The 23,045-nt window shown below is 56.1% G+C and carries 20 protein-coding genes; 6 read left to right on the top strand and 14 right to left on the bottom strand.

What is annotated here, in order from left to right:
• Positions 1-44 precede the first annotated feature (44 nt).
• Together HFO99_RS10630 and HFO99_RS10625 are read left to right on the top strand one after the other, a co-directional pair.
• On the top strand, positions 45-2,321 hold the full coding sequence (locus HFO99_RS10630) for a polysaccharide biosynthesis tyrosine autokinase (protein ID WP_222252232.1): 2,277 nt from the start codon (positions 45-47) through the stop codon (positions 2,319-2,321).
• A complete protein-coding gene (locus tag HFO99_RS10625) occupies positions 2,321-3,025 on the top strand; it encodes a hypothetical protein (RefSeq protein ID WP_222361069.1) in 705 nt (234 codons plus the stop codon). Before HFO99_RS10630 ends, HFO99_RS10625 begins: the two co-directional genes overlap by 1 nt.
• A 235-nt stretch (positions 3,026-3,260) precedes the next feature.
• Here the strand turns inward: HFO99_RS10625 and HFO99_RS10620 are convergent, their stop codons facing one another.
• A complete protein-coding gene (locus HFO99_RS10620) occupies positions 3,261-3,959 on the bottom strand; it encodes an Ig-like domain-containing protein (RefSeq protein ID WP_222361067.1) in 699 nt (232 codons plus the stop codon).
• A gap of 672 nt (positions 3,960-4,631) precedes the next feature.
• Here HFO99_RS10620 and HFO99_RS10615 point away from each other — a divergent pair.
• The 4 genes from HFO99_RS10615 to HFO99_RS10600 all read left to right on the top strand — a co-directional run bounded on the left by HFO99_RS10615 (position 4,632) and on the right by HFO99_RS10600 (position 10,653).
• Complete coding sequence (locus HFO99_RS10615) at positions 4,632-6,257, top strand: right-handed parallel beta-helix repeat-containing protein (protein ID WP_261323090.1); 1,626 nt, start codon at positions 4,632-4,634, stop codon at positions 6,255-6,257.
• A 463-nt stretch (positions 6,258-6,720) separates the two neighbouring features.
• Positions 6,721-8,487, top strand: a complete 1,767-nt coding sequence (locus HFO99_RS10610) for a type I secretion system permease/ATPase (protein ID WP_018073794.1) — start codon at positions 6,721-6,723, stop codon at positions 8,485-8,487.
• 15 nt (positions 8,488-8,502) lie between these two features.
• Positions 8,503-9,810 (top strand): HlyD family type I secretion periplasmic adaptor subunit, encoded by a 1,308-nt coding sequence (locus HFO99_RS10605; RefSeq protein WP_222331236.1) that lies wholly within the window; start codon positions 8,503-8,505, stop codon positions 9,808-9,810.
• Positions 9,811-9,957: 147 nt separating this feature from the next.
• Positions 9,958-10,653, top strand: a complete 696-nt coding sequence (locus tag HFO99_RS10600) for an SGNH/GDSL hydrolase family protein (RefSeq protein WP_222331738.1) — start codon at positions 9,958-9,960, stop codon at positions 10,651-10,653.
• 45 nt (positions 10,654-10,698) lie between these two features.
• Here the strand turns inward: HFO99_RS10600 and HFO99_RS10595 are convergent, their stop codons facing one another.
• The 13 genes from HFO99_RS10595 to HFO99_RS10535 all read right to left on the bottom strand — a co-directional run bounded on the left by HFO99_RS10595 (position 10,699) and on the right by HFO99_RS10535 (position 23,040).
• Entirely contained in the window at positions 10,699-11,175 is a 477-nt protein-coding gene (locus HFO99_RS10595) for a glycosyltransferase (protein WP_222331237.1), read from the bottom strand.
• Entirely contained in the window at positions 11,172-11,630 is a 459-nt protein-coding gene (locus HFO99_RS10590; protein ID WP_018073798.1) for a glucuronosyltransferase, read from the bottom strand. The genes HFO99_RS10595 and HFO99_RS10590 overlap by 4 nt, the downstream gene beginning before the upstream one ends.
• Positions 11,631-11,843: 213 nt before the next feature.
• The gene (locus HFO99_RS10585; protein ID WP_222361063.1) at positions 11,844-12,824 is read right to left on the bottom strand and encodes a glycosyltransferase family A protein; all 981 of its coding nucleotides are present in this window, start codon (positions 12,822-12,824) and stop codon (positions 11,844-11,846) included.
• Complete coding sequence (locus HFO99_RS10580) at positions 12,821-13,705, bottom strand: glycosyltransferase family 2 protein (RefSeq protein WP_222331240.1); 885 nt, start codon at positions 13,703-13,705, stop codon at positions 12,821-12,823. Before HFO99_RS10580 ends, HFO99_RS10585 begins: the two co-directional genes overlap by 4 nt.
• A complete protein-coding gene (locus tag HFO99_RS10575; RefSeq protein WP_222361061.1) occupies positions 13,702-14,676 on the bottom strand; it encodes a glycosyltransferase in 975 nt (324 codons plus the stop codon). Before HFO99_RS10575 ends, HFO99_RS10580 begins: the two co-directional genes overlap by 4 nt.
• Before the next feature lie 91 nt (positions 14,677-14,767).
• A complete protein-coding gene (locus HFO99_RS10570) occupies positions 14,768-15,736 on the bottom strand; it encodes a glycosyltransferase (protein ID WP_222361059.1) in 969 nt (322 codons plus the stop codon).
• A 171-nt stretch (positions 15,737-15,907) separates the two neighbouring features.
• On the bottom strand, positions 15,908-16,852 hold the full coding sequence (locus HFO99_RS10565) for a glycosyltransferase (RefSeq protein ID WP_222361057.1): 945 nt from the start codon (positions 16,850-16,852) through the stop codon (positions 15,908-15,910).
• A gap of 83 nt (positions 16,853-16,935) precedes the next feature.
• Positions 16,936-17,757, bottom strand: coding sequence for a galactosyl transferase (locus HFO99_RS10560; RefSeq protein ID WP_222361056.1), 822 nt, complete (start codon positions 17,755-17,757; stop codon positions 16,936-16,938).
• Between the two features lie 11 nt (positions 17,758-17,768).
• Positions 17,769-18,800: a polysaccharide pyruvyl transferase family protein gene (locus HFO99_RS10555; protein WP_064247961.1), complete on the bottom strand. Its 1,032-nt coding sequence runs from the start codon at positions 18,798-18,800 to the stop codon at positions 17,769-17,771.
• A gap of 30 nt (positions 18,801-18,830) precedes the next feature.
• The gene (locus HFO99_RS10550) at positions 18,831-20,333 is read right to left on the bottom strand and encodes a lipopolysaccharide biosynthesis protein (protein ID WP_222361054.1); all 1,503 of its coding nucleotides are present in this window, start codon (positions 20,331-20,333) and stop codon (positions 18,831-18,833) included.
• Positions 20,334-20,483: 150 nt separating this feature from the next.
• Positions 20,484-21,386 (bottom strand): exopolysaccharide glucosyl ketal-pyruvate-transferase, encoded by a 903-nt coding sequence (pssM, locus tag HFO99_RS10545; RefSeq protein ID WP_222361052.1) that lies wholly within the window; start codon positions 21,384-21,386, stop codon positions 20,484-20,486.
• On the bottom strand, positions 21,383-21,889 hold the full coding sequence (locus HFO99_RS10540; RefSeq protein WP_222308850.1) for an acyltransferase: 507 nt from the start codon (positions 21,887-21,889) through the stop codon (positions 21,383-21,385). The genes pssM and HFO99_RS10540 overlap by 4 nt, the downstream gene beginning before the upstream one ends.
• Positions 21,889-23,040 (bottom strand): glycosyltransferase, encoded by a 1,152-nt coding sequence (locus tag HFO99_RS10535; RefSeq protein WP_164577221.1) that lies wholly within the window; start codon positions 23,038-23,040, stop codon positions 21,889-21,891. Before HFO99_RS10535 ends, HFO99_RS10540 begins: the two co-directional genes overlap by 1 nt.
• Positions 23,041-23,045: the final 5 nt, after the last annotated feature.

Genomic DNA, 23,045 nt, shown 5'->3' with positions numbered 1-23,045 from the left:
TGCCCGTAGATCTTAGCGCTTGACGCTTTTGTTGGAGATCGAAATTGCTATCGCCAGATAAACTTACGCCGCGTATCGACCCCTCCCGCGATACTGGAAACGAAGCTGACTTCATCGATTTCGACAAGCTCATCGCAATCGCCCGCCGACAGTGGCGGATGGTTGCGGCGTGCGGTTTCGCCTTCGCCATTCTCGGCATTGTGTATGTCCTGACTTCGGTGCCTGTCTACACCGCCGACACAAGCGTGCTGATCGACCGCAGCGATAGTCAGGTGATCAACCAGTTGGCGGCTTTCGGCCAGATGGACGATGACGAAGGTACTGTCCTCAGTCAGGTCGAGCTGTTGAAGTCCGATACGATTGCCTATGCTGTCGTCGACAAACTTAAACTCGTCGACAATCCGGAGTTCATGGGACCGAAAAGCTCGCTTTTTTCCGTTTCAACGTTGAAATCCTTCATGAATTTTCGGTCGTGGTTTGCCGATGATGCAGTCGTCGCCCCCGATCCGGAAATGAGGCGCCGAGGCGCCGCGGAGACTGTCGCAGGCAATATTGATGTCGAACGCGTCGGCCGCTCCTATGTCCTTGACGTCAGTTATACCGCGCAGTCGCCCGGCCTAGCGCGTGATATCGCGGCAGGGATCGCCGACGTCTATCTGGTCGACAAGCTCAATTCGAAATACGAGGCGACACGCCGGGCCGGCCAATGGCTGCAGGAGCGTATCGAAGAGCTCCGGCAGCAGGCGCTGGACACCGACCTTGCGGTTCAAAAATTCCGCGGCGAGCATGGGCTCGTCGAGGCCGGATCCGGTACGCTGATTAGCGAGCAGCAGCTTTCCGAGATCAACACCCAATTGATCAATGCGCAGGCCGAGACAGCGAAGGCCGAGGCAAGATATGCCCGCGTCAAGTCGATCATCGACGCCAAGCAGACCGATGCGATCGTCACGGATGTGCTCGACAGTTCCATTTCGAACGACCTACGCAAGAAATATCTGGAAGCTTCCAAGCTCGAGACCGAAATTGAGGCGCGGCTCGGTCCCGATCACGTCCAGGCGGTTCGGCTTCGTGCGGAAATGGAAGAATATAAGAGGCTCATGTTCGATGAGTTAAACCGTATCGCCGAAAGCTACCAAAGCGAGCTGCAGGTCGCGAAATCGCGAGAAGATTCTCTGCGCGACAGTGTGACGCAGGCGACGGGCGTAGCCGCAACGGCCGGCGAAACGCAGGTGCAGCTTCGCGAACTCGAGCGCACGCGCGATACCTATAAGAATCTCTATCAGAGCTTCTTGACGCGCTATCAGGAAGCAATTCAACAGCAGAGCTTTCCGATTACCGCTGCTCGCATCATCACGACGGCGGAGACGCCGACGAAGCCGAGCGCTCCGAAGCGAGCTCTCGTCGTGGCTTTCGCGATGTTCGTGGGATGTGCATTTGGAAGTGGTATAGCCGCCTTCCGCGAATTCCGGGATCGGTTCTTCCGCACCGGCGACGATGTCCGGGACGTGCTCGATGTCGAGTCTCTCGGTGTCATGCCGCTGATTGAAAATAACGTCGACGATCCGACGCTCGTTGATCCCGGCAATCCGCGAAGCATTGCCAGGGGCGGGAAGACCACGACCTATGTCGAGGAGCATCCGCTCTCGGCATTTGCCGAGACGCTTCGAAGCGCCAAGATAGCCATCGACCTCAGTGCTGCCGATCAGCGCTGCAAGGTCATCGGCGTCGTGTCGAGCTTGCCAGGCGAGGGGAAGTCGACGACATCCATCAATTTTGCAAAGCTCCTGGCAATGCAGGGTGCGCGTTGCCTGCTTATCGACGGCGACATGCGAAATCCCGGTGCCACCCGAGCGATCGGCCGCCATGCCGAGGCCGGTTTGCTCGAGGCGATCGTTGACAGCCGTCCGCTCAAGGATCTCATCCTTCTCGATCCAAAAACGAAGCTCGCATTTTTGCCGACGGTGGCACGGTATCGTGTTCCGCATTCGTCGGAGCTGCTTGCGTCACGCGGCATGGATCAGCTTCTTCAAACGGCACGTCAAAGCTTCGATTATATTATCGTCGACCTGCCGCCCTTGGCGCCAGTTGTGGACGCGCGCGCGATCAATTCGAAGCTCGATGCGGTGGTTTTCGTTATCGAGTGGGGAAAGACATCGCGCAAGGTCGTGCAGTCGACCCTGCTGTCCGAGCCGGAACTCTATGCGAAATGCGTCGGTACTATATTGACCAAGGTCGACCCGTCGCAGATGAAACTTTACCGGACATTCGGTTCGAGCGAGTATTATTATAAGCGTTATTCGCGATACTATACCGAAAGCTGATGTTCTGCGATCGGTTCGTTTCGGTTACGAGGATCGCTTTCGTTATCGTCACCGTCGTCTTTGTGGTGCTGGCCGGTCGAGAGCTCTCCGCTTCGATAAGAACGGCCAGCATCTCGATCGTCGCCGAAAGGATCGAGCGTGGAGAGACGGTCGCGGATGACGTCGTGACCAAATATGCGTTGCGTAGTGTCGACGTCGTTGACGGACATTATTGTCGATCAGACATCGTGGCTGCTGGCGTAACCCTCGTTCTGGCGCAACTCGATCGGCAGAATGTCAATGTCAACTACGACGCCTGGGCCGTTGCGGCGTCGAGTGCGCGCCAGTATCTGCGGTATGCGCTTTCATGCATGCCGACGAACAGCAATTTTTGGCTTCGCCTTGCGGCCGTGCAGTCGACAATTGCGGAAGAGCCGGTCGCGATTGCGGGAATGATGAAGCGTTCGGTTGTGCTCGCACCCTACGACCAAGTGATGGTTCTGACGCGGTTTTATTTCTGGAACGATTTTACCGATGCAACGCTTACCGCGGCAAAGCGCGCCCTCGATAGCGATCTTACGACGATGCTGAAACTGGGCGATCGTTGCAGGGTCAACGCCACGATAAAAGAGATTAGCCCGCAGCTTCGTCCGATCTTCGATCAGACCTGGACGAGCGTTGGAGAGGCCGCGACGGCGCGGTTCCGGCAGCGTTGCAGCAAGTAAATCACCGAGCCGGTTTTCAAAGACAGTTCCAAGCTCCAAAAAGGCAGTGAACCAACGCCCGATGGAATATGATCGTGCTGTTCTGGAGGCAATTCCGAGCACCGCTGAAGTTAGCGGTCCATCTGGTTGCCGGCAACTGAGCACTGCGGCTCATTCTCTTGACCGGAGCTCAACTTGTATAAAACAACGCCCGCTGCTTATGCGGCGGGCTTTGTTTTTGATTGGCTATCGATGATCAGACTTCTGCGTCCGCGCCAGTGATGTTAAGTGTCAGGACGCCGACGTCGGTGTGGCCTTCGCCGTCAGAGATCTTGTAGAACTGGATGGTTTCCGTGACGTGATCGCCCGGAGCAACATCTACTGCCAGATCATAGGTGAATGTTCCATCCGCTTTGACATGGAACGTGCCATACGTGCCGGCGACATCGGTCGTTGCGCTTGGATTGCCGTTTACGGTCGTGGCGCCGAACTGGCGGAGGAAGAGATGACCATTGTCGCCGGCAATGTCGTTGTCCAGGGCGTTGCCGCCGATGGCGTCGCCCTCGGTGAAGCTGTAGTGGTCGTCGACCGCGATCGGCTTTACCTGGGTTACGCCCTGGATGTTCAGCGTGAACAGGCCGACATCGGTATGACCGCTGCCGTCGGAGATCTTGTACGAGACCTTCTCTTGGATCAATTCGCCATTGGTGAAGCCGATCTTGGCAGCGGCGCTCAGGACATAGGTGTAGCTGCCATCGGGCTTGACGAAGAAGGTGCCGTAGTCGCCCTGGATCTCGGTGACCTGGCTGTTGCCGCTCTTGGCGCCGACGCTCGCACCGTCGAAGGCGCGCAGGAACAGGTGTCCGTTATCGGATGAATCGTTGGAAAGCAGATTTCCTGAAATGGCGTCAGTTTCCAGGAATGTTGCACTATCGTCGGTTGCGTGAACAGCCATCGGTTCTCTCCTTGAATTGTTCTTTGCTAGGTCAATTCTGACCTTTAGCGAGCTGCCCGATTAAGGATATCTTAATACAGAGAGTCAAGCGTGTAATTAACAGCACGTGAACATTTTGGGGTGTATCGTACAATAATGACACACCTGTAAGTCGCGCAAGACAATGAAACGCCAGGGATTGTTACGTTAAATATAAGTGAAAATGTCAAATTACAGATACGAATCCATTTTTCGTTAGGAGGGAAGAATGGTTATTCAAAGGCATTTTATAAAAATACACTGATGTCCAGATATGCAGATGAGATATTGACATAGTCACTACGGGCTATAGCGTGACATCGCTGTTTTGTTTGGTTGTTCGCTCGATCTCATGGTTTTCGGCGAAGTAACTGATGTCGTGCTCTTGTCACATATGTTTATCAAGTAAGCTTTCTTTCGAGGCGGAATTTTCGCAAATTAATATGCGTGCCCTGGAAGATAGTCTTAATGCCGCTGCCTATGTCAGATAACTTGTTCATAATTGTGCAGCGCAACTTTTTTTGCAATGCAAAATATTCGAGAAGCTAAGATATCTTGTAGAGGATGTAAGAATTATCGCGAGATAGAACGCATTTTAGTGTTCCATTTTAGGAGGCAGAGAGAGGTCAGCAGGTAAAAGATTTTCCAGTATCTTTGGGAGATCATGGTGTGACCGTCTACTATGTAAATTCGGCAACGGGATCCAATCAGAATAGTGGGATGAGCGAGCAGTCGGCTTTCGCGACGCTTTCCGCGGTCGAATCCTTGAGGTTAAAGCCGGGAGACAACGTGCTGCTTGCCGCCGGAAGCGTGTTTAACGAGCAATTCGACTTGAAATACTCCGGCACTGTCAGCTCTCCGATTACAATTGGGAGTTACGGCGTTGGCGATGCGCCGGTCATTCACAGTAGTAATGACGGCATCCACGGATCGAAGGCTTCAAACATCATCGTGGAGAACATCAAGATTGCTGATACCGGCGGTGCGGCGATATATGCGGGAAATGTCTCTAACTGGACCGTCCGCAACGTCGAGGTCGAAAATACCGGAATTGCCGGCAAGCCCGGTTCCGTCAATTTCCAGAGCAGCCAGAACATTACCATCGAAAACAGCAAGATTTCCGGGGTGAATGGAGACGGCATCTGGATGGATAAAGTGATCGGCGTTACCATCGTCAATAACCTGGTCATCAATAGCCAGGGCGCTGCGGCAGACGCCGTTCAGTTGAACGACAGCAGCAATATCCTGATCAAGGGGAACCGTCTGGAGCAGACGGAGACCAATAGCGCAAAGGGCGTTCTGGTGCTTGTTCGGGCCGTAAATGCAGTGGTCGAGGACAATACCGTGGTCGGCGGCGGTTTCGGGATAGGTGCCAACGCAGGCAAGAATATCGCCATCCACGACAATGACATTTCGGAATATGGCGGTTACAGTTGGTCTTTCGGCATCGGCCTTGGCGACCAGGGCGATGCGACAAACTATGATATCAGTGGAAACTATATTCATAACGGCGTCTGGGGAGTGTCGATCAGCGCTGCAGGTTACCCAAGTTATACACGCACGGATATCGACATTCATGGTAATGTCTTTGACGACCTGTCGTCCTCGGCGCTGAAGGTCGACAGGCCTGCATCCGGCTCTTTCCATGATAATATCATCGACAGTGTGGTGTCGACGTTGACGATGCCGGTCGCAATTGCCCTCCAGAGCACCTTCTTGATCAACGACAATAAAACGCTGGAGCAAGCGCAGGCCGAACTCGACGCTGCGACTGGCAACACCCCGTCCAACAGTGAGACGCCTGCCACACCGGTTGTGGAGCCGCATGTCGAACCGTCAACACCGACGCAGACAAGCACTCCGGCGCCCGCGACTGAAGCGCAGGTTTCCACCGCACCCACCGTCGCCGTTCCCAAGATTTTCGCAGCCCATGACAGCCTGAAGATCTCGACGGATACGGGCAGCGCTTATCATGGCAACCTCCTCGAAAACGATAGCGCAATCAATGGAACCGTGCTGCTTCGTCGCTTCGGTGACAGTGCAGTGGATAAGCATGGGCTGACGCTGACCGGGAAATACGGCGTCATCCATGTGGAGAGCGATGGTGATTACACGTATACGGTCGATGCGGCGAAAATCGCCGGTCTCAGCGGAAAGGTCAGCGAATCCTTCCAATATAAGATTTCTGACGGCGCCTCTCACATCGATACGGACTCGCTCGGCGTGTATATCGATGTGGACGCTTTCCATAGCAGCCAAGCATCGCACCTGCTGGTTTGAATCACGCCAAAGAGAGCGCCGGCCCGCTGTTCAACATCTGAAAGGTTGATGATGAAGCGGTGTCGGCGGTCGAAGGCGCGGATAAAAAAATAGTCCTGCCGTTCAAAGGAAAAATGAACTATAGATTGAATTTATAGTTAACGCGGGAGTAATCGTCACACATATGCGCGCCATACGTTCATCTCTCTGCGCCGTTGTTGGGCAATTTGCGATTTTCACTTGCTTAGGTTGGTATATTTAGCGTAGCGTCAAGACAGAATCCCTGAAACCGCTCGTTATAAATTGGAGTTTTTGGCCACTTTTTGGTTGGATTCATGTAATAGGTCGTGGGCTTGCAAGCGGTCCGGCGCCGGTGTCGGGGGTCCAATGCAGTCGTGTCATTGATCGGGCGTGATGGACCCGGAGCTGGAGTGTGCGCCGGCATATTTGCTTTCGTGCGATGCGGTAAGAGAGGGATTATTTCGTGTTTCAGAATTCAGCAGCTGATGTCAGCGAGCCATCCAAAGCATTAAGGAAATGCAAGGGGGGGCTTGTTTTCATTGGAATAGCAAGCGCGCTTATTAACATCCTATACCTTACAAGTTCATTTTTTATGCTTGAGGTGTATGACCGGGTCATCCCTAGTAAAAGTATACCCTCGCTAGCTGTCCTGGCAATACTTGCGTTAATGCTTTACTGTTTTCAAGGAGCGTTCGAGGTTCTGCGAAGCAGGATGCTTGTGCGTGTTGCCGGTGCGCTTGACGAGATGGTGAACGGACGCGTGTTCCGCGCGCTGATCAAGGCTCCGTTGAAGGTCAAAATCGGCGGCGACGGGCTTCAGCCGTTGCGCGACTTCGACCAGATCAGAACCTTCCTGTCCGGTATGGGCCCGACAGCGATGTTCGATCTGCCCTGGTTGCCGTTCTATATCGTGATCTGCTTCCTCTTTCATCCGGCGATCGGATATATCGCGATCGGTGGATCGCTGGTTCTCGCGATCCTGACGTTCATGACCAATCAGGGAACGCGTACGCTCTCAAAAAAGCAGTCTGACTCCGCCAATATGCGGAATGCCTTCGCGCAGACCTCGATCCGCAACTCCGAGGTTATTCACGCCATGGGCATGGCAGGCACGATGGCCGAAATCTGGGACCGCAAGAACAGTGAATACCGGACGATCACTCGGCAGGCATCGGATGTCGGCAACGGATATGCGACCTTGTCGAAGATTTTCCGTATTGCTTTGCAATCGGGAACGCTCGCGACCGGCGCAATCCTGGTCATTCAAGGGCAGGCCTCTTCGGGAATTATCATCGCGGGCTCGATATTGACCTCGCGCGCCTTGGCGCCTGTCGAAGCGGCGATTGGAAATTGGCGTGGTTTCGTTTCTGCTCAGCAGAGCTGGGCGCGGCTTTCGAGCCTGCTGAAAACCATTCCTGAGATACCAGCCCCCCTGGCGCTCGCGGCTCCTACCAAGCAAGTCACTGTCGAGGGCTTGGCGAGCGGACCGCCGGCGGGCCAGCGCCTGGTCATCTCCGATGTCAGCTTCGGCTTAAGGGCGGGCAGCGCGCTTGGGGTCATTGGTTATAGTGCCTCGGGCAAGTCGTCGTTGGCACGGGCGATGATGGGCATCTGGCCGACCGTCAGAGGATCCATTCGCCTCGATGGAGCTGCGCTGGATCAGTGGGACGGCGACGCACTTGGCCGGCATATCGGTTATCTCCCGCAGGATGTGGAGCTTTTCTCGGGGACCGTCGCGCAGAATATCTGCCGTTTCGCGAAGGAGATGTCGCCCGAGGTTGTGGTTGCCGCAGCGAGGGCGGCGCGTGTTCACGATCTTATACTTCGTCTACCGAACGGTTACGAAACCGAAATCGGCGAAGGCGGTGCTGCGCTTTCGGCTGGCCAGAGACAGCGTATCGCGCTTGCAAGAGCGCTTTACGGCGAACCATTCCTCGTCGTGCTCGACGAACCGAACTCCAATCTCGATGAAGAAGGCGAGCGGGCGCTGAGTGCCGCGATCATGAGCGTGCGGGCGCGCGGCGGCATTGTCGTTGTCATCGCACATCGGTCCGGCGTTCTGGCGGTCTGCGACTTCGTGCTGATGATGCAGGAAGGCCGTATGATCGCGTTCGGTCCCAAAGAGGAAGTTCTGGCAAGGGTCAGCCGGCCGGAAGCGGCGCGTACGCCGATTGCCGAGCGTGTGGCTCAGCTTAAAGTCGTCGTTGACGGCATGAATGCGGCCGAATAGGCCAGAAGGAAGATTGTGAGCAAGGTTATCAGTGAATCGAAACGCTCCCTCAATCGACATGTTGCCGTTGTCGGTGTGTTGTCGATAGCCCTCGTTTGCGGCATTGGCGGTTGGGCGGCGACGTCAGAGCTTTCGAGTGCAGTCATCGGCGAGGGTGTGATCGTCGTCGACGGCGATGTAAAGAAGATCCAGCACCTGACAGGTGGTATCGTGTCGGAATTGCTGGTCTCCGAAAACGACCATGTGACGGCAGGGCAGGTCCTGATCCGGCTCGATGGAACGACGACCAGAGCGAACCTCTCGATTGTCGAAAGCACGCTCGCTCAGCTTTATGCTCGCCGTGCCCGTCTGAAGGCGGAACGGATCGGCGCCGAATCGTTCGAGGTCGAGGAAAACATCACCGATCTGACATCCAGCACCTCCGCGCAGAAGCTTCTCGATGGCGAGCAGAAGTTGTTCGACAGTCGCAGGTCGGCGCTTATCGGGATGAAGAGCCAGCTGGCATCGCGCAAGGATCAGCTGGCCGAACAGGTAAAGGGGTTGGTCGTTCAGATCAACGCTACCAACGATTCCATGGGCTTGATCGAACAGGAGCTTGAGGGCATTGATACGCTCTACAAGAAGGGGCTGGTCACGCTTCAGCGTCTGAATCAGCTCAAGCGGGCACGTGCCGATCTCCAGGGCAATAGCGGCCAGGAAATCGCAGCAAAGGCGGAGGCCGAGGGCAAGGCAATCGAGATTGATCGCCAGTCGATCCAGCTGGACGAGGATCGGCGATCTGAGATCGCAAAGGACCTGACCGACGTCGAGGCGCAGATAGCCGAATATGAAGAGCGCCGCGGAACCGCAGTCGATCAGTTGCACCGTCTCGACATTACCGCGCCGCTGACTGGGCGAGTTCACGAACTTTCGGTTCACACCGTCAATGGCGTTATCGATCCTGGTCAGACGCTGATGCTCGTGGTGCCCGAAAACAACGAGCTTACGGTCGAGGCGAAAGTTGCCACCCGCGACATTGATCAGGTTCACGTCGGTCAGTCCGTCGATGTGCGTTTCAGCGCTTTCGATCAACGCACGACGCCTGATGTGAGCGGTGAGATTACCTCTATCGCCCCTGATATCGTCAAGGATGAGCGCACGGGCATTAGCTACTATCCCCTGCGCGTCAAGCCGAAAGCTGAAAGCATCGCCAGGATGAAGACAATAAAGCTCTATCCCGGCATGCCGGCGGAGGTCTTTATCAAGATCGGCGACCGGACGGTTATATCCTATCTCACCAAGCCTCTGACCGATCAGATGCAGCACGTATTTCGTCAGGAGTGATTGGCGGCTGTTTCGCGTCAGGAGCCCCACGTCTTAAAGCAGCCGTTGTCTTTCGCCGGGCTGGGGTTGGTTTATTTCGTGGCGCTTGAACAGAGGTATGAGCTTCCATTTCACGAAATTGTCTCAAGCCTGCTGCAGGGTCTCCCTATGATATGTTTGCGGCTTTGGCGAGCAGCGCCAATTGAGAGGCGACCGGCTTGTGGACTGGTTCTGTTTATGGCGTGTCTGGTGATGCTTTCAGCGACCAAAAACGGTTATGCCGATAGTCCTCCGCCGCTGAAAATAGTGGCCTTCGGAACATCCTTGACGGCCCGCGGGGGATGGCAGCCTGCCCTTGAGGCAGAGCTTGCAGCCTGCCTGCACCGGCCTGTGAAGGTCGATAGTGTTGCGAAAAGCGGTGAAACGTCGCTGTGGGCTCTGACCCAGATCGATCGCGTCGTTGCCGAGCAGCCGGATATCATCCTGATTGAGCTCTACGCCAACGACGCAACGCTGCATCGGTTCGTGTCGCTTGCGCAAAGCCGAAAGAATATCGGCGACATCCTCGACCGGCTTCGGCAGCGCCTGCCGCAAGCGCGGATTGTCGTCATGGCCATGAATCCGTTTTCAGGATTACGTGGGCTGATCCGCCCCTTTGTCGACAGCTACATCTCGGCACATCAGGCGGAGGCGCAAAAACGGGGCCTGGAATTTGTCGACCACCGGCCCAACTGGGAGCGTCTTACGCCGGATGATCTGGTTACGGCAATTCCTGATGGCGCGCATCCTCTGCCCGACATCGCCTCTAAAATCATCACGCCTGAACTCGTCAAACGCATCACCGGCAACAATTGCGGAGAATGAAAAATTCTCTCACATGCCCGTCACAATCCGTGACGGCTTCCGGGTTCAGACGGCGGCAATATAATTTTTCAAGTAACTGACCAGCGAAGCCCGGCCGGCCTCAGACGCATCTTCGTGAGACGGACTATCCAGATCTTCGAGGAGATAGTTTTTGAGATCGTCATCGGTATGCGCGACATAGATGCCCGGCCGGCCCGCGAGCTGACTCACGGTGGCGAGTTGGTGATCGTTTCGGTGCTCGCCGAGAGCGGCCTTCCGGGGAACGAGTATGATCGGCTTCCCAAAACGCTTGGCCGTCAGCACAGTGCCAATTCCCGCATGAGAGACGATGATGGTTGCATCGCGAAAGACCTTATCAAAGTCCTTCGGCTCGATATTCTTGATCCACTTCATGTTCTGTGGCGTGTAGCTGCCCCTGCCGATCTGTGCCAGAACCGGTTTGGACAGTTCCGTTGCGAAGGTGTCGACGGCCTTGACGAGGCGATCGAATGGCAGCTGCGTTCCGACGGTGACGAGAATCAAAGGACAGCTCCTGCGTAGTGGGGGCCATCCGGCCGTGAAAGATGCTGCCATTGCGTGAGCCAGAGCGTCGCAATATGGCCAGCCAATTTTCCCGATAGGGACAGCTTCTCGACATTGGCGACGCTATCGATCCAGATCGTTCGCTTGCCCATCAATTTGCCGGCAAGCAGGCAAAAAAGTCCGGGTGCGGCGCCGGTCGAGATGATGACGTCTGGCCTCTGCTTGATGACGATGGAGAAGGCGCTGAAAAAGCACCGGATCGACATTGTGATCGAGTCGCGGCTGCAATCGGGAAGCACCAGGCCGTCGCGAATGTCGTATTTGGCAAGCAGCCCCGGGATGGTCGTTGCAAAGACAATATCGCAGCCCTCGAATGCGCCGCGCATGGCCATCAGCTGTTCCCAATGGCCGCCTCCTGACGAGGCAGCGAGAACCTTCAATTTTTTCTCAGCCATAGACAGGCATCTCCTATATTCGACCGATGATAATAGCGCAAAACCGTTCTGTTCAAACTGCGGCTGTGCCGCGATAATTCAATGGAAGTGTACCCATTTTTGGTTTGGTTGGTCGAAGCTTTGAAATTCATGGACGGCCGGTTAACCGCAGGATGTTTTCGTCTTGAACAAAAAAAGGGCCGAAACTCATTCGAGGCGCTCCCGCAAGCAATATCAGTGGACCGCATTGGGTTTGTATTCCTGATACGCGTGTCCGAGAATCCCGTTGACCATGCCAGCACCGCGCAGAACGTGGGTGAGAGCTCGCATGCCCCAATAGGGTGAAATCAAAATCGCCGGCAGCATGGCCAGTCCCAGTATGACCCTCGTTGCTCCATAAACTGCGCGAAAGGCTCGGCGCTTGAGGTTGCCATGCAGAACCTCACTGACTGCGAAGGTATTTCCGAGCCGGTATTGTCTTTGCAGCACCCATTTCCAGGTCATCCGGTTGGCGGGAACGATATCATAGACAAGCGCCTTATCAGCCCAGAAAACCTGCATGCCACGACGGATGGCCTGATTGAAGAAGAGATAATCCGTGCCTCCGGTGAAGCGCATCTTCTCTTCAAAACGCAGATTCCATGAGCGGATCAGGGGATAGTCGAACATGACGTTGTTCGAGGCCGCATAACCGATACGCTGACCGTCCTTGTTCTTTTTGCGCTCGAACACTCTCGCCTTGATGAAATATTCCGGCGGGTTTTCCGGATAGACCGGCTGGACGGGACCGTAGACGCAATCGGCGCGGTGTTTCTCCCGTGTCTCCAGCATCGCGTCCAGCCAGCCGTCGACCGGCCATTCGTCATCGTCGAGAAAGCAGAAAAGGTCGGTGCCGGGAGGCGCTGAATCCATTGCGCGGTTGCGCGCAAAGGGTATGCCCTGGTTTTGTTCGATAACGTAGATCAGGTCGTAGGCGCCTGTCTGGCCAAAGCCCTCCACCGTGGCCTTTGCGCTGCCGGCTGCATCATTGTCCACGATCACCATGGTGAGATGATAGGGACGATCCGGATGCCTGACCTGGCGGGTCATCACGTCAAGCAGCTTGGCAATCCCGTCGAGGCGTCGATAGGTCAGCACGCCGACGGCGATATTCAGCGGTGCGGCGCCTGCTTCTGCGCCGACGGATGAATGCGGAAAAGTCTGTTGCTGATTCATGACTGTCCTCGCCGCAGCATATTTCCCAAACGCTTGCGCGCCGCCATCAAGGCCACTTCGGTCGCGGCAGCATCGCCGAACGGACCGCCGGCCACCGTGTTGCGAGCTTCGCCCCGGAGCTTCAGAAGCGATGTCGTTTCGGCAATTCCGCCGGCCACGAGGCTTTTGCCGAGTGCTTGCAGCCCGTCATAGCGGCGTGCCAGTTCGAGCCCAGTCGCGATCATGATCCGCGGGCGCAGTGTCTTTGCCCTGCTTGTGCCTGTGTAGCGGTTCGACGCATGAATACGCTGAAACGTCAGCGGTGTTTCGACGATGGCGCCGCGGCCGAGAAAGGCAGCGGCAAACTTGATATAATTGTCGCTGAGGACGACGTCTGTCGCGACGGACATCGGCAGTATCTGGGACAGTAGATTGCGGCGGAAGCTCAAGCCCGATGTCGGAACCGGAAGCGAGGGAAAGCCGCCCCTGCGAAGCGTGTCCCGCTTGTCGAACAGTGTCACTTGCAGCTCTGCAGGAGGCTGGTCGCTTTCCTCGGTCGTCACCCGGTCGAAGCACCAGTCGATTTCGTTGCGATCGTAGATCTCGGCGATACGAGCAAGTTTGCCGGGCAGAAACGCATCATCGGCATCGAGGAGAAAGAGGATATCGCCGCTTGCGGCCGCAAAACCCGCATTGAAGCTTGATGCCTGGCCACCATTTTCCTTCAATACGGGCAGGATCCGCTCACCATAGGAAGCAAGAATCTCTTGGGAATCATCGGTGGAGCCATCGTCGACCACGATTACTTCGAAGTCGGGATAGACCTGCGACAGAACACTGTCGATGCATGGGCGCAAATACTGGCCATAATTGAAATTGTTGATAAGCACCGATAATTTCAATGCACGACCTCCTGCGCTAGTCGACCAGAATGATTTACTGCCGGCGCGTATCGGCGAAGTCCGGCGCGGTAGCCACGCATGTAATAGTACTTCCAGATGGCCCAGAACCGCTTCTTTGATCGCGGCAACGGATAAAGGAGGGCTGCCCGAACCGCCCAGTTGGCGCTCTCGATCCAGGTTCTTAAGGGGATTCCCCCGATCCTTATACCTTTTGGAATGTCTTCGGCGAAGAGCGCTGGCATTCCATAGCCAAGACGTTCCCCACGCTTCTGTACCCAAGCCTCTGTCACGCTAGAGGCTGGAATCCAATGATGAACAATGGCCTCAGCGCACCGATAGGTTTTCACGCCGCTTCGGGATAGGCGGCTGACAATTTCCGTATCCTCTCCCATTGCGAAAAGACCTCCTGGAAGCGGCCCGATATCTTCGCGGAATCGAACATTGCTGCCAAGCAATTCGCGACGCACGGTCGTGTTCGGACCCCAAATTTTTGTCGGGTCGCATGGGCCACTGGATTCCTGGTCGGCTATGGCGAAGGTTGATCCCATGGGAATCCAGTCCAACAGCGGATCCCCATGGGGATAGTGCTCCCAATTTGGAAGAATTCGGCCGCCGATAACGCCGAAATCCCGGTTCGCCTCCGCGCATGCAGCGATCGAACTCAACCAGTTCGCATCTGCCTCGACGTCGTCGTCCGTAAAAACGATCAGCGCTCCTCGAGCTATCGCCAGAGCTGCGTTCATAGCTCCTGATTTGCCTGGGCGGGTATGATTAACAACAACAATTGGAAGCTTCTTTGCATATTGATCGAGAAGCTCCTGTGTTTCGTCTTTACTGTTGTTGTTGACGGCAATCAGTTCCCATTGTTCGACTGGAAGGTTTTGCCCCAACATCGAATCCAGCATCTGTTGAAGCCGTCTGCTGGCGCCGTTGAAGGACGAAAAGATGACACTGATTCTCGGATCCGTCATCAAACCCACTCGCCTCCTGACGTGCGAAAAACCTGCCCGCTGCCTCCGCAGCTGGAGCACTTCCTGTCGATGCCGCGGTTTAGTACTTTCGTCATTTGGCACCGACCTGAGAGTAGATCGTTTTATTCATCGTAGATCGCTGCTTGAGAAATTGGCGCAGGATTCCCTGTCTCACCGACTGCGCCCAGAGCAATTTGAAGCGAACGCCGCTTAGCGGAAATCTCTTGACGACGACGCTGGCCGGCACCATCAGAAGCCATCTTAAGGCGCTAGCGATGGGCACACCGCCAATTTTCGTTTTGCTGTCGAAGAGGTCCGGCCGAACGATAACCAAGCCCATGCCATAACGCTCGCCGCGCCGCAAAACCCAGCCTTCGTTCACATAGCCCTTCCTGACAATGTGCCGAACCCCGGGATGCCGCGAGTGAAAAGCCTTGGCTCCATTCTTCTCCAACCTGAGAGCGAAAGCAGTATCCTCACCCATGGGGAACTGAGCGACAGTGGCATCGGGGCCGAGGCCGTCGTGAACGATATAACTGGATCCTAAAATGGAACGACGGAAGGCCGAATTCGGCCCCGATATCAATGCCGCTGAAATCGGCCCCTCGGGTAGACCGTCATTTAGTGCATAAAGAATCCCCAGATGCCCGTGATTGATGAGCCACGATGCGGGCCTTTCCTCCCATTCGGGCCTTATCAGGCCGCCGAATATGGCAAACTGTGGCTGCTGATCCGCCAAGGTGAGAAACTGCTCGATCCAATCCGGCGCGGGAATGACGTCGTCATCGGTTAAAATGACGAGTTCGCCCTCCAGATGGCGGAAGCCCAAAGTCAATGCGTACTGCTTACCTTGTTTTGGCTCAAAATAAACTTCCAGCGGAAGCCGCTCCTTATAGGAATTCAAGACTGCTGCAGTGTCGTCGCTGCTGTTGTTGTCGACCGCAACGATTTTCCATTCTTCCTGCGGTAGGGTGGAAGCGCATAGTGCGTCAAGCATCGTTGGCAGAGTCTTCTCGCCGTTATAAGTTGAGAACAGTATTGTAACCTTGACTTTGCTCATTTGATGCTCCGGACCTCATTTCGGCCGGATCGCTTCCCTGTGCGATTCGGGTCACGCCTTTACCGATGTCTTGGGCCTGCGATAGAACGCTGTCGATGCGTGGGCGCAAATACTGCCATAAATTTATGATGATCACCGAGAGTTTCAAATTACTGCCTCCTGTGCAATCGATTACTGTGTCATCGTCTGAGAAACGTATCGACGAATTCCGGCGCGATAGCCACGCATGTAATAATATTTCCAGATCGCCCAGAAACGTTTCTTCGATCGCGGCAGGAGATAAAGCATTGCTGCCCGGAGGGCCCATTGTGCGCTTTCGATCCAGGTCGGAAGTGGAACTCCGCTTAACCTCACCCCTCCGGGCACCTCGTCGGGAAAAAGCGCCGGCATGCCGTAGCCAAGCCGCTCGCCTCTTTTCTGTACCCAACCCTCGGTCACGCTCGATGCCGGAATCCAATGATGGACCACCGCCTCGGCGCATCGATAGGACTTGGCGCCATTGGCCGCCAGGCGAATGATGATTTCCGCATCTTCACCCATGGCAAAAATCTTTCCGGGAAGAGGACCGATATCTTCGCGGTAGCGCACGCTTGTTCCGAGCAGCTCTCGCCGGACGATCGTATTCGGGCCCCAGACTTTCGTCGGGTCACACGGTCCGCTTTGGGGGTCATCGACTATCGCAAAGGTGGATCCCATCGGAATCCATTCGATAAACCTGTCTTTTGGTTCTGTCTCCCATTCAGGGACGATTCTGCCGCCGAAGACGCCGTAACTCGGATGGGCCGCGGCGCAGTCGACGATCGCTTTCAGCCAGTTCGGTTCGGCGCGAACATCGTCGTCCGTAAAGACGACGAGATCCCCCTTCACCCGATCCAAGGCCATGTTCAGCGCGCCGGACTTTCCGGGCTTCCGCTGCTGCAGGATGGTGATGGGAAGCTTGTCGCTATAGGTTTCCAAAAGATCAAACGTGCCGTCATTGCTATTGTTGTCGACGGCTATCAGTTCCCACCGATCATGGGGAAGCTCCTGGCGCACCAAGGAATCCAAAGTATGGCGCAGCCGGCGGCTGGCGCCATTGTAGGATGAAAAGAGCACGCTGACCAATAGATCCGACATCAGTTAACAACCCTCTTGGTGAAGTCGAAAGAGAAGAGCTTCATATTTTGACCGCCTGTGCGATGTTCGAATGGGATCGGCGCTTACGCGGGGTTCGACCGCGTCTTACCGAAAAATTCGCGCTTGTGACCCTCGCCGACTATCCTCAGTTTACGAAGATTGCGCAACCACCGCCGCGGTTTGGTGAGTACGCCGCGGTTCAGGAAATACTGTCGCAGCAGGCTGGGTGCCTGACTATGCGATCCGCCGTGGGCGACCCGATAGACCGCCCCGCGAAAGGGAAGCTTCGTGAGCGGCGCCCCCCGCTGCGCAAGAATATCCGCTATGCGGACATGGCTGCCCAGCATCGACTTGATCCAGTCCAGCGAAGCATCCTCAAAGCGGGTCGGCAGTTCGTAGAGATCGGCACGAATGATCAATGAGGTACCGCAGAGATGGCTGAAGTCGTCGTGGCCAAACAGGAAGTTGCCGCCATCGTCCCAGATATAACCATGGTCGATCGTCCATCCGTTGGCGTCCCGATTGTCGGATACGTGTTGAACGATCCGCGAGCTGACGAAATCGTCGTCATCGACAATCATGAAGAAGCGACTGTCGGTGGCATTCAGCATACCGCTCAGAACGCGACGCCCTTTGTCTGCCCGGAAGGCATCAAGGAAGTCTTCTTTGCTGCCCTTTCCCAATTCATGCAGGTCGTTAGGCGGAAAGGTGACATGCACGGCGGAGAATTTTTCCGGCAGGTCAGGCAGATCGGCGCCTTCGTTTGCCACGATGATGCCGCGCCAGTCTCCGTTGGTCTGGTTGGAAATAGAGGCCACGGTCTGGGTCAGGTTTGCCTTCAGCCTGCTCCAATCGCGGGCATTGTCCTGATGGCGGACCGGGATAATGAAGGTGACAAGTGTCATCGAATGCCCCCTTAAGCCCGCAAGCTCACAGCTTCTTTTTCATCGACACGCCCCTTGGCTGCCTGACCACGCGCCCACTCTATTCCGTCCTCGAGCGAGGTTGCCTTGTATGAAAGGTCGGTTCCGCCGGAGAAAGCATTCATGAAGCGGCGGATCTTTCCATAGCTGTTGTCCAGCACGGCATGCGGGCGGCCGAGCAGCAGCGAGCAGATATGGACGTGCAGGCGATCGGTCACGATTGCGCGGGCACGCGAAATCTGACTGATGCCGCGCTCGAAACGGTTGTGTGCCGCAGCATCCAGTCTGCGCAAGGCAACTTCGCTCGGCTTCAATGCGAGATAGGCCGAAGCGACTCCCAACTTCTTGGCGATATCGACCTTCCGTTTCGACTCGGTAATCCAGTCTTCCACAGGAATATCGGAAGGAATTTTGCGATCGGTACCGCCAACCCGTTCAGCATCCTCCCGCAACATGGCGAGGACGGGAATCTGTGTCGCCCTTTCCGCAAGCGGGCCGATGGCAAAAGCCATATCGGGGCATAGTCGTACGGTGCAGTCGAAGTGTTTTTCGGAAAACTCCTTCGATTCTTCGTCGCGCACGAGCAGCACGAAATTCTTGTGGCGCCCGATTGCCCGTTTGGATTGCTCGATGCGCTCAGGCGAACTGTAGTGGATCGACTGCGGGAACTGGATGATCTGCCGATCCGGGAAACGCTCCATGATCGCTTCGCGGAAATCCTGGTGGGCAACCCAGATATCGCCGAAATTGCCGCCGCCGTGAATGAAGATCGGGCCGGTCGGTACGCGCCGCTTCAGTTCGTCGGCGGAGAAGTCGTACAGTCTGGAAACATAGTCCGGGCGCTTGCCGAAGCGATCCTTGAGATAGGCCATCTCACCCAGCCAGATTGCCGAGTCGCCGCAATTGCGGATGTCAGGAAAGTCGAGAATCGCAAGCGGTTCGTCGCGCGAGACATAGTCCTTGAGGCAATCATGGATCATGCCATTGAGTTTTGCGATCAGCTCCGATCTGGATTGGCTGGTCATTCTGCCTCTCTTCTTGATGTTCGTTTCGCTTCAGGCCGACTTGGGTACGGCAATACGTTTGGCTTTTGACAGGAACTTGACAACGATACGCTGAACTTCAGTTTCCGGGCCGTTTGGCTTCTTCATCGCGAGCCAAAGGACAAAGCTGGAACCGACATAGAGGATACCGCCGGTGACGACGAGGATGGCCAGGTGAAGGGCCAGCGCCAACTTGTCGGTGGGAGTGTTCAGGAGATGCGACAATCCCCAGACGCCGGCAGCCATCACGGCGACACTGGCAAGCGCGCGAAAGTTTGCCGCAAGCTGCTGGAAGAATGGCAGATTGATCAAGCGCTTGACGAGAAGCATGTTGACTACGGTGGAAATCAGGCCCGTCAACACGCGTGCATAAACGACGCCCGGAAGCCCGGCCATCATGAGACCCGCGATGATGATGGGCACGCGGACCACCAGCATCTGCGTGTCGCGGATGAACAGCATCTTGGTATGACCCTTTGCCATGCCCAGCGGTTGGACGAGCGAGCCGAGGGTCTGCAGAGCGAAGACCGATGCGAGCGCCTGTACGATGAAGATGGCGGGAATCCACTTTTCTCCCAAGGCAAGCCGCATCATCGGATCAGCTACCACTGCCATGCCGATTCCGGCCGGAAGCGCCACCGCCGCCAGAAGCGCCTGTGCACGCTGATAGGCTGCGACAAGCCGGACCGGGTCGTTGCGGACCTTCGAAAAGCCCGGGTAAATCGTCTGGTTCAACGGCGCCGTCGCCTCGCGCGTCGGCAGAGTCGAAAGAGTATTGCCGACGGTATAATGGCCAAGCTGCGTGGCGCCCAGCATCTTGCCGATTAACAGATACTCGACCCGCCAGTTCAACGTGTTGACGATCTGTCCGGCCGTCAGCCAGAGCGAGAACGAAAACAATTCCCGTGCATGCCGGAACGTTATGCGCGGCCAGAACGGCAGGACGGTATAGGAAACGATGATATTCGTGACCTGGTAGGCGAGGGTGCCGACAACGAGCGCCCAATAACTCTGGTAGATGGCAGCAATTGCCACCGTCACGACGAAGCCGACCAGCTTTTGCGAGACGTTGAGTACGAACTCCTGCCAGAAGATCAGATCACGCTGGAGCATGACGCGGCGCGGATTGGCGAGACCACTCAGGAGCAGGCTGAAACTCAAGGCAAGCATGACGCTCGTCAGCCGGGGCTCGTTGTAAAACTCGGCGATCGGATAGGCACTGGCAGCAAACAGCAGCGCCAATACCGCGCTTCGCGTCACGCTCAACGTCCACACCGCACTGAAGTGAACTTCGCTCGGAGATTCGTGGCGGATAAGCGCCTGGTTCAGCGAAAGTTCGGTGACGGAGCTCAAAATGACCTGGATCGTCGTTGCGATAGCAACGAGACCAAAGTCGGCCGGCACGAGATACCAGGCCAGGACAAAGGTGCTGAGTGCGGAAAGCCCGTTGACGATGGCGCGGGACAGACTCAGCCATATGCTGCCTTGGATCAGCCGGTCGGTAACACTGCTCATAGATCAATGGCTCCGCACGACCAGGACATCGACCATTTAAGTGGGCTGCACACCCGTTCAAAGTGCTTCTCCCCTTCGGCAGGGCAGATCGGGTTGATGGAGTTAGAAAGGATCATGCCTATTGCCTCGTCACGAACTCGGTTTGCGACATCACACGACGCTTGCCGTTTTCTTGGAAAAATCTTGCTTCAGTCGGTTTAGCTCAAGCAGCATTCTGTCGTGCGCCTTTATAATAGACTCATCTGTGCTGAGCTGGCCCGGCCTCTCTGCCACCCGCTGCAACGTCTTGACCGTCGACCCAAAGACATAGTTGCCAGTGAGCTGTCGGATGCGGCGGTGGCGAAACGTTATGTTCTTCAAAAGGTAGGTGCTTTTTCGTACCAGCGACGCGCCTGCTTCGACGATATTTGACGGGCCAATCGCGTCGAAGTCGATCTCGAGATCAAGCGCACTTGCCCAATCGTACCACTTGGCTCGATTCCCCGGCGCGATCGGCCGGATAGCCCGCCAGGGAACGCGCAGCGCGTCTGAGATAATGCAGCCATGCATCGCCTCGGAGACCACTTTATGCGATGCGCTGATTTCGGTCAGAACCTTTTCCACAGACCAGCGGGGATCGATATAGTGAATCCCTGCGAGCTCGCAGGCCTTATCCCAACTGCCATACATCGCGCTTTCGTAATGCGGCATGAAAGAGACCGGGTAGCGCTTCTCGATGCTTTTCGCATCCCAGCAGCTGCGCGTGAGGATACCCGAATCGCCGATGGCGTAGCTCGGATCGATGCCGAGGATTTCGGCAGTCTTCTTTCCGCGCACGAAATAGAATGTCCAGTTGCGATCGACTTTCGGCGGGTTGGTGTAGCCGCCATAGCCCGAGCCGAAGACAATCTTCTGCATATTAGGGTCGAAATTGTCGTAGAGAATCGAACCGATACCGAGAAAAAGTTGGCTTTCGTCGTCGTCGAAGAAGCCGGGCAGCAGGCGCTCCCAAAGCCAATGGTTCAGTTCGTCGCCAAAATTCTCGTGTTTCCCCCGGTAGGCAAACATCTTCATCGTGCTTCTCCAGTCGGCAAGTGCGTCACGATCTGCGAGACCATCTCATCTTCGCGTGCCATGCGTCCGTAACGCGAAATGATCTTGATGTCGCTGCGGATTATCTTTGCCGGATTGCCAGCGACGAGCGAGCGCGGCGGCACGCTCTTGGTCACCACCGAGCCCGAGCCGATGACGCATTCGTCGCCGATCTCGACGCCGGGCAGAATGATGCTGCGGGCGCCGATGAAGCAGCGTTTGCCGATCCTCGTGTGAAGGTAGAGCCCGCGTGTGAGGTCGTGGGTCAGAATCGCCGCCTCAAAGGCGACGTAAGTTTCCGCGCCGATATGCAATCCCCTAGGGTTGGTCTTGTCGAAACGCACGCTCAAGGAAAAGCTCGCGGTCGGATCGATGTCCATTCCCCAGAACTTCGTATAGTAGAGCCATTTGGCCCTCACAAATCCGTTCCGCAGCGGCCGAAATACGTTCAGTCCCCACTTCGGTTTTTTTCCTGTCTGCACCATCAAGTCCGACCCCGGCTGGAAAATTCGTCTAGCACGGAACTGTAATAGTCCTCGAGCGTCCCCGTCTGACGACGTAAGTCGAAGCGTTCGGCCACCAGAAGCGGTGCCCGCGCGCTAAAGGCTGTCCACAGGGTCTGGTCGTTGAGCAGTCTTCCGACCGCGTCCGCCATTCCTGCGACATCCCGCTCCTCCACGAGATAACCAGTTTTCCCCTCTTCGATCGCTTCGCCGACGCCTCCCGAGCGAAATGCGACGACCGGAGTACCGACGGCTTCCGCCTCGAGATTTGCGAGGCCGAAAGCTTCGGCGTGACCATTGTCGAGGGTCACGCTTCCATGGAGATAAAGCTCCGCACTGGCGAGCAGATCTCTTATCTCAGTCTGCGACAGATTTTCATGGATCGTGACGCTTGGCAAGGAACGACGCGCCAGTGCTTCGATTTCCTCCTTCAAGGGACCCTGGCCGACCATGACGAATTCGACCGGGGTGCCGGCGGCGGCCACACGCGAAAGCGCATCGATCATGAAACGATGGCCCTTATAGTCGACGAAGCGGGCAATTGAAACCACGAGCCCTTTTTTTCGGGGGCGGGGTTCCATTTTGAAGAGATCGAGATCGATGCCGATGTGATGGCGATAGACGCGTTCGGCTGGAAAGCCGAGGGCCAGCAGCCGGTCGCGGATGAAATCGGAAACGGCGATGTTCCAGCTGTTCCAGCCCGCCATCTCGCTCCGGCCCTTGGCGAAGAAACGCACCTGATTGAAGCCGCCCGGCTTTTTCGGGTCGCCGCGATAGGTGGCATCGAAGCCGTGGAACGTCGTGACGAGCGGCTTGCCGGCGGCCCGGGCCAGCGGGCCAATGACATACCCGTTCTTACCGAAATGGGCGTGAACAAGATCGGCTTTGCCGATCGCAGGAAAGAGGAAGGGAAGGCCGATCTGCGGGATTTTCAGCAGCAGTTCACCGGCCCGCGCAATGGGAGACCGACGGATGTCATGGACTGGAACAGTGGATTTTTTTGTATGCGCCGAAGAAATTCGCGAGCCGGCAAGAATTTCAGCTTCGAAAGTACGAAACGCTACAGCCTGGTTGAGAACAAATGCCTGGCTGGCAGGCAAAAATTTTTCCACATAAATAACGGCTTTTTTCATGAATC

The sequence above is a fragment of the Rhizobium leguminosarum genome, from assembly GCF_019798305.1.
In the GTDB taxonomy this organism is placed as follows: Bacteria; Pseudomonadota; Alphaproteobacteria; order Rhizobiales; family Rhizobiaceae; genus Rhizobium; species Rhizobium leguminosarum_U.
This window is presented reverse-complemented; position numbering and strand designations above follow the sequence as displayed.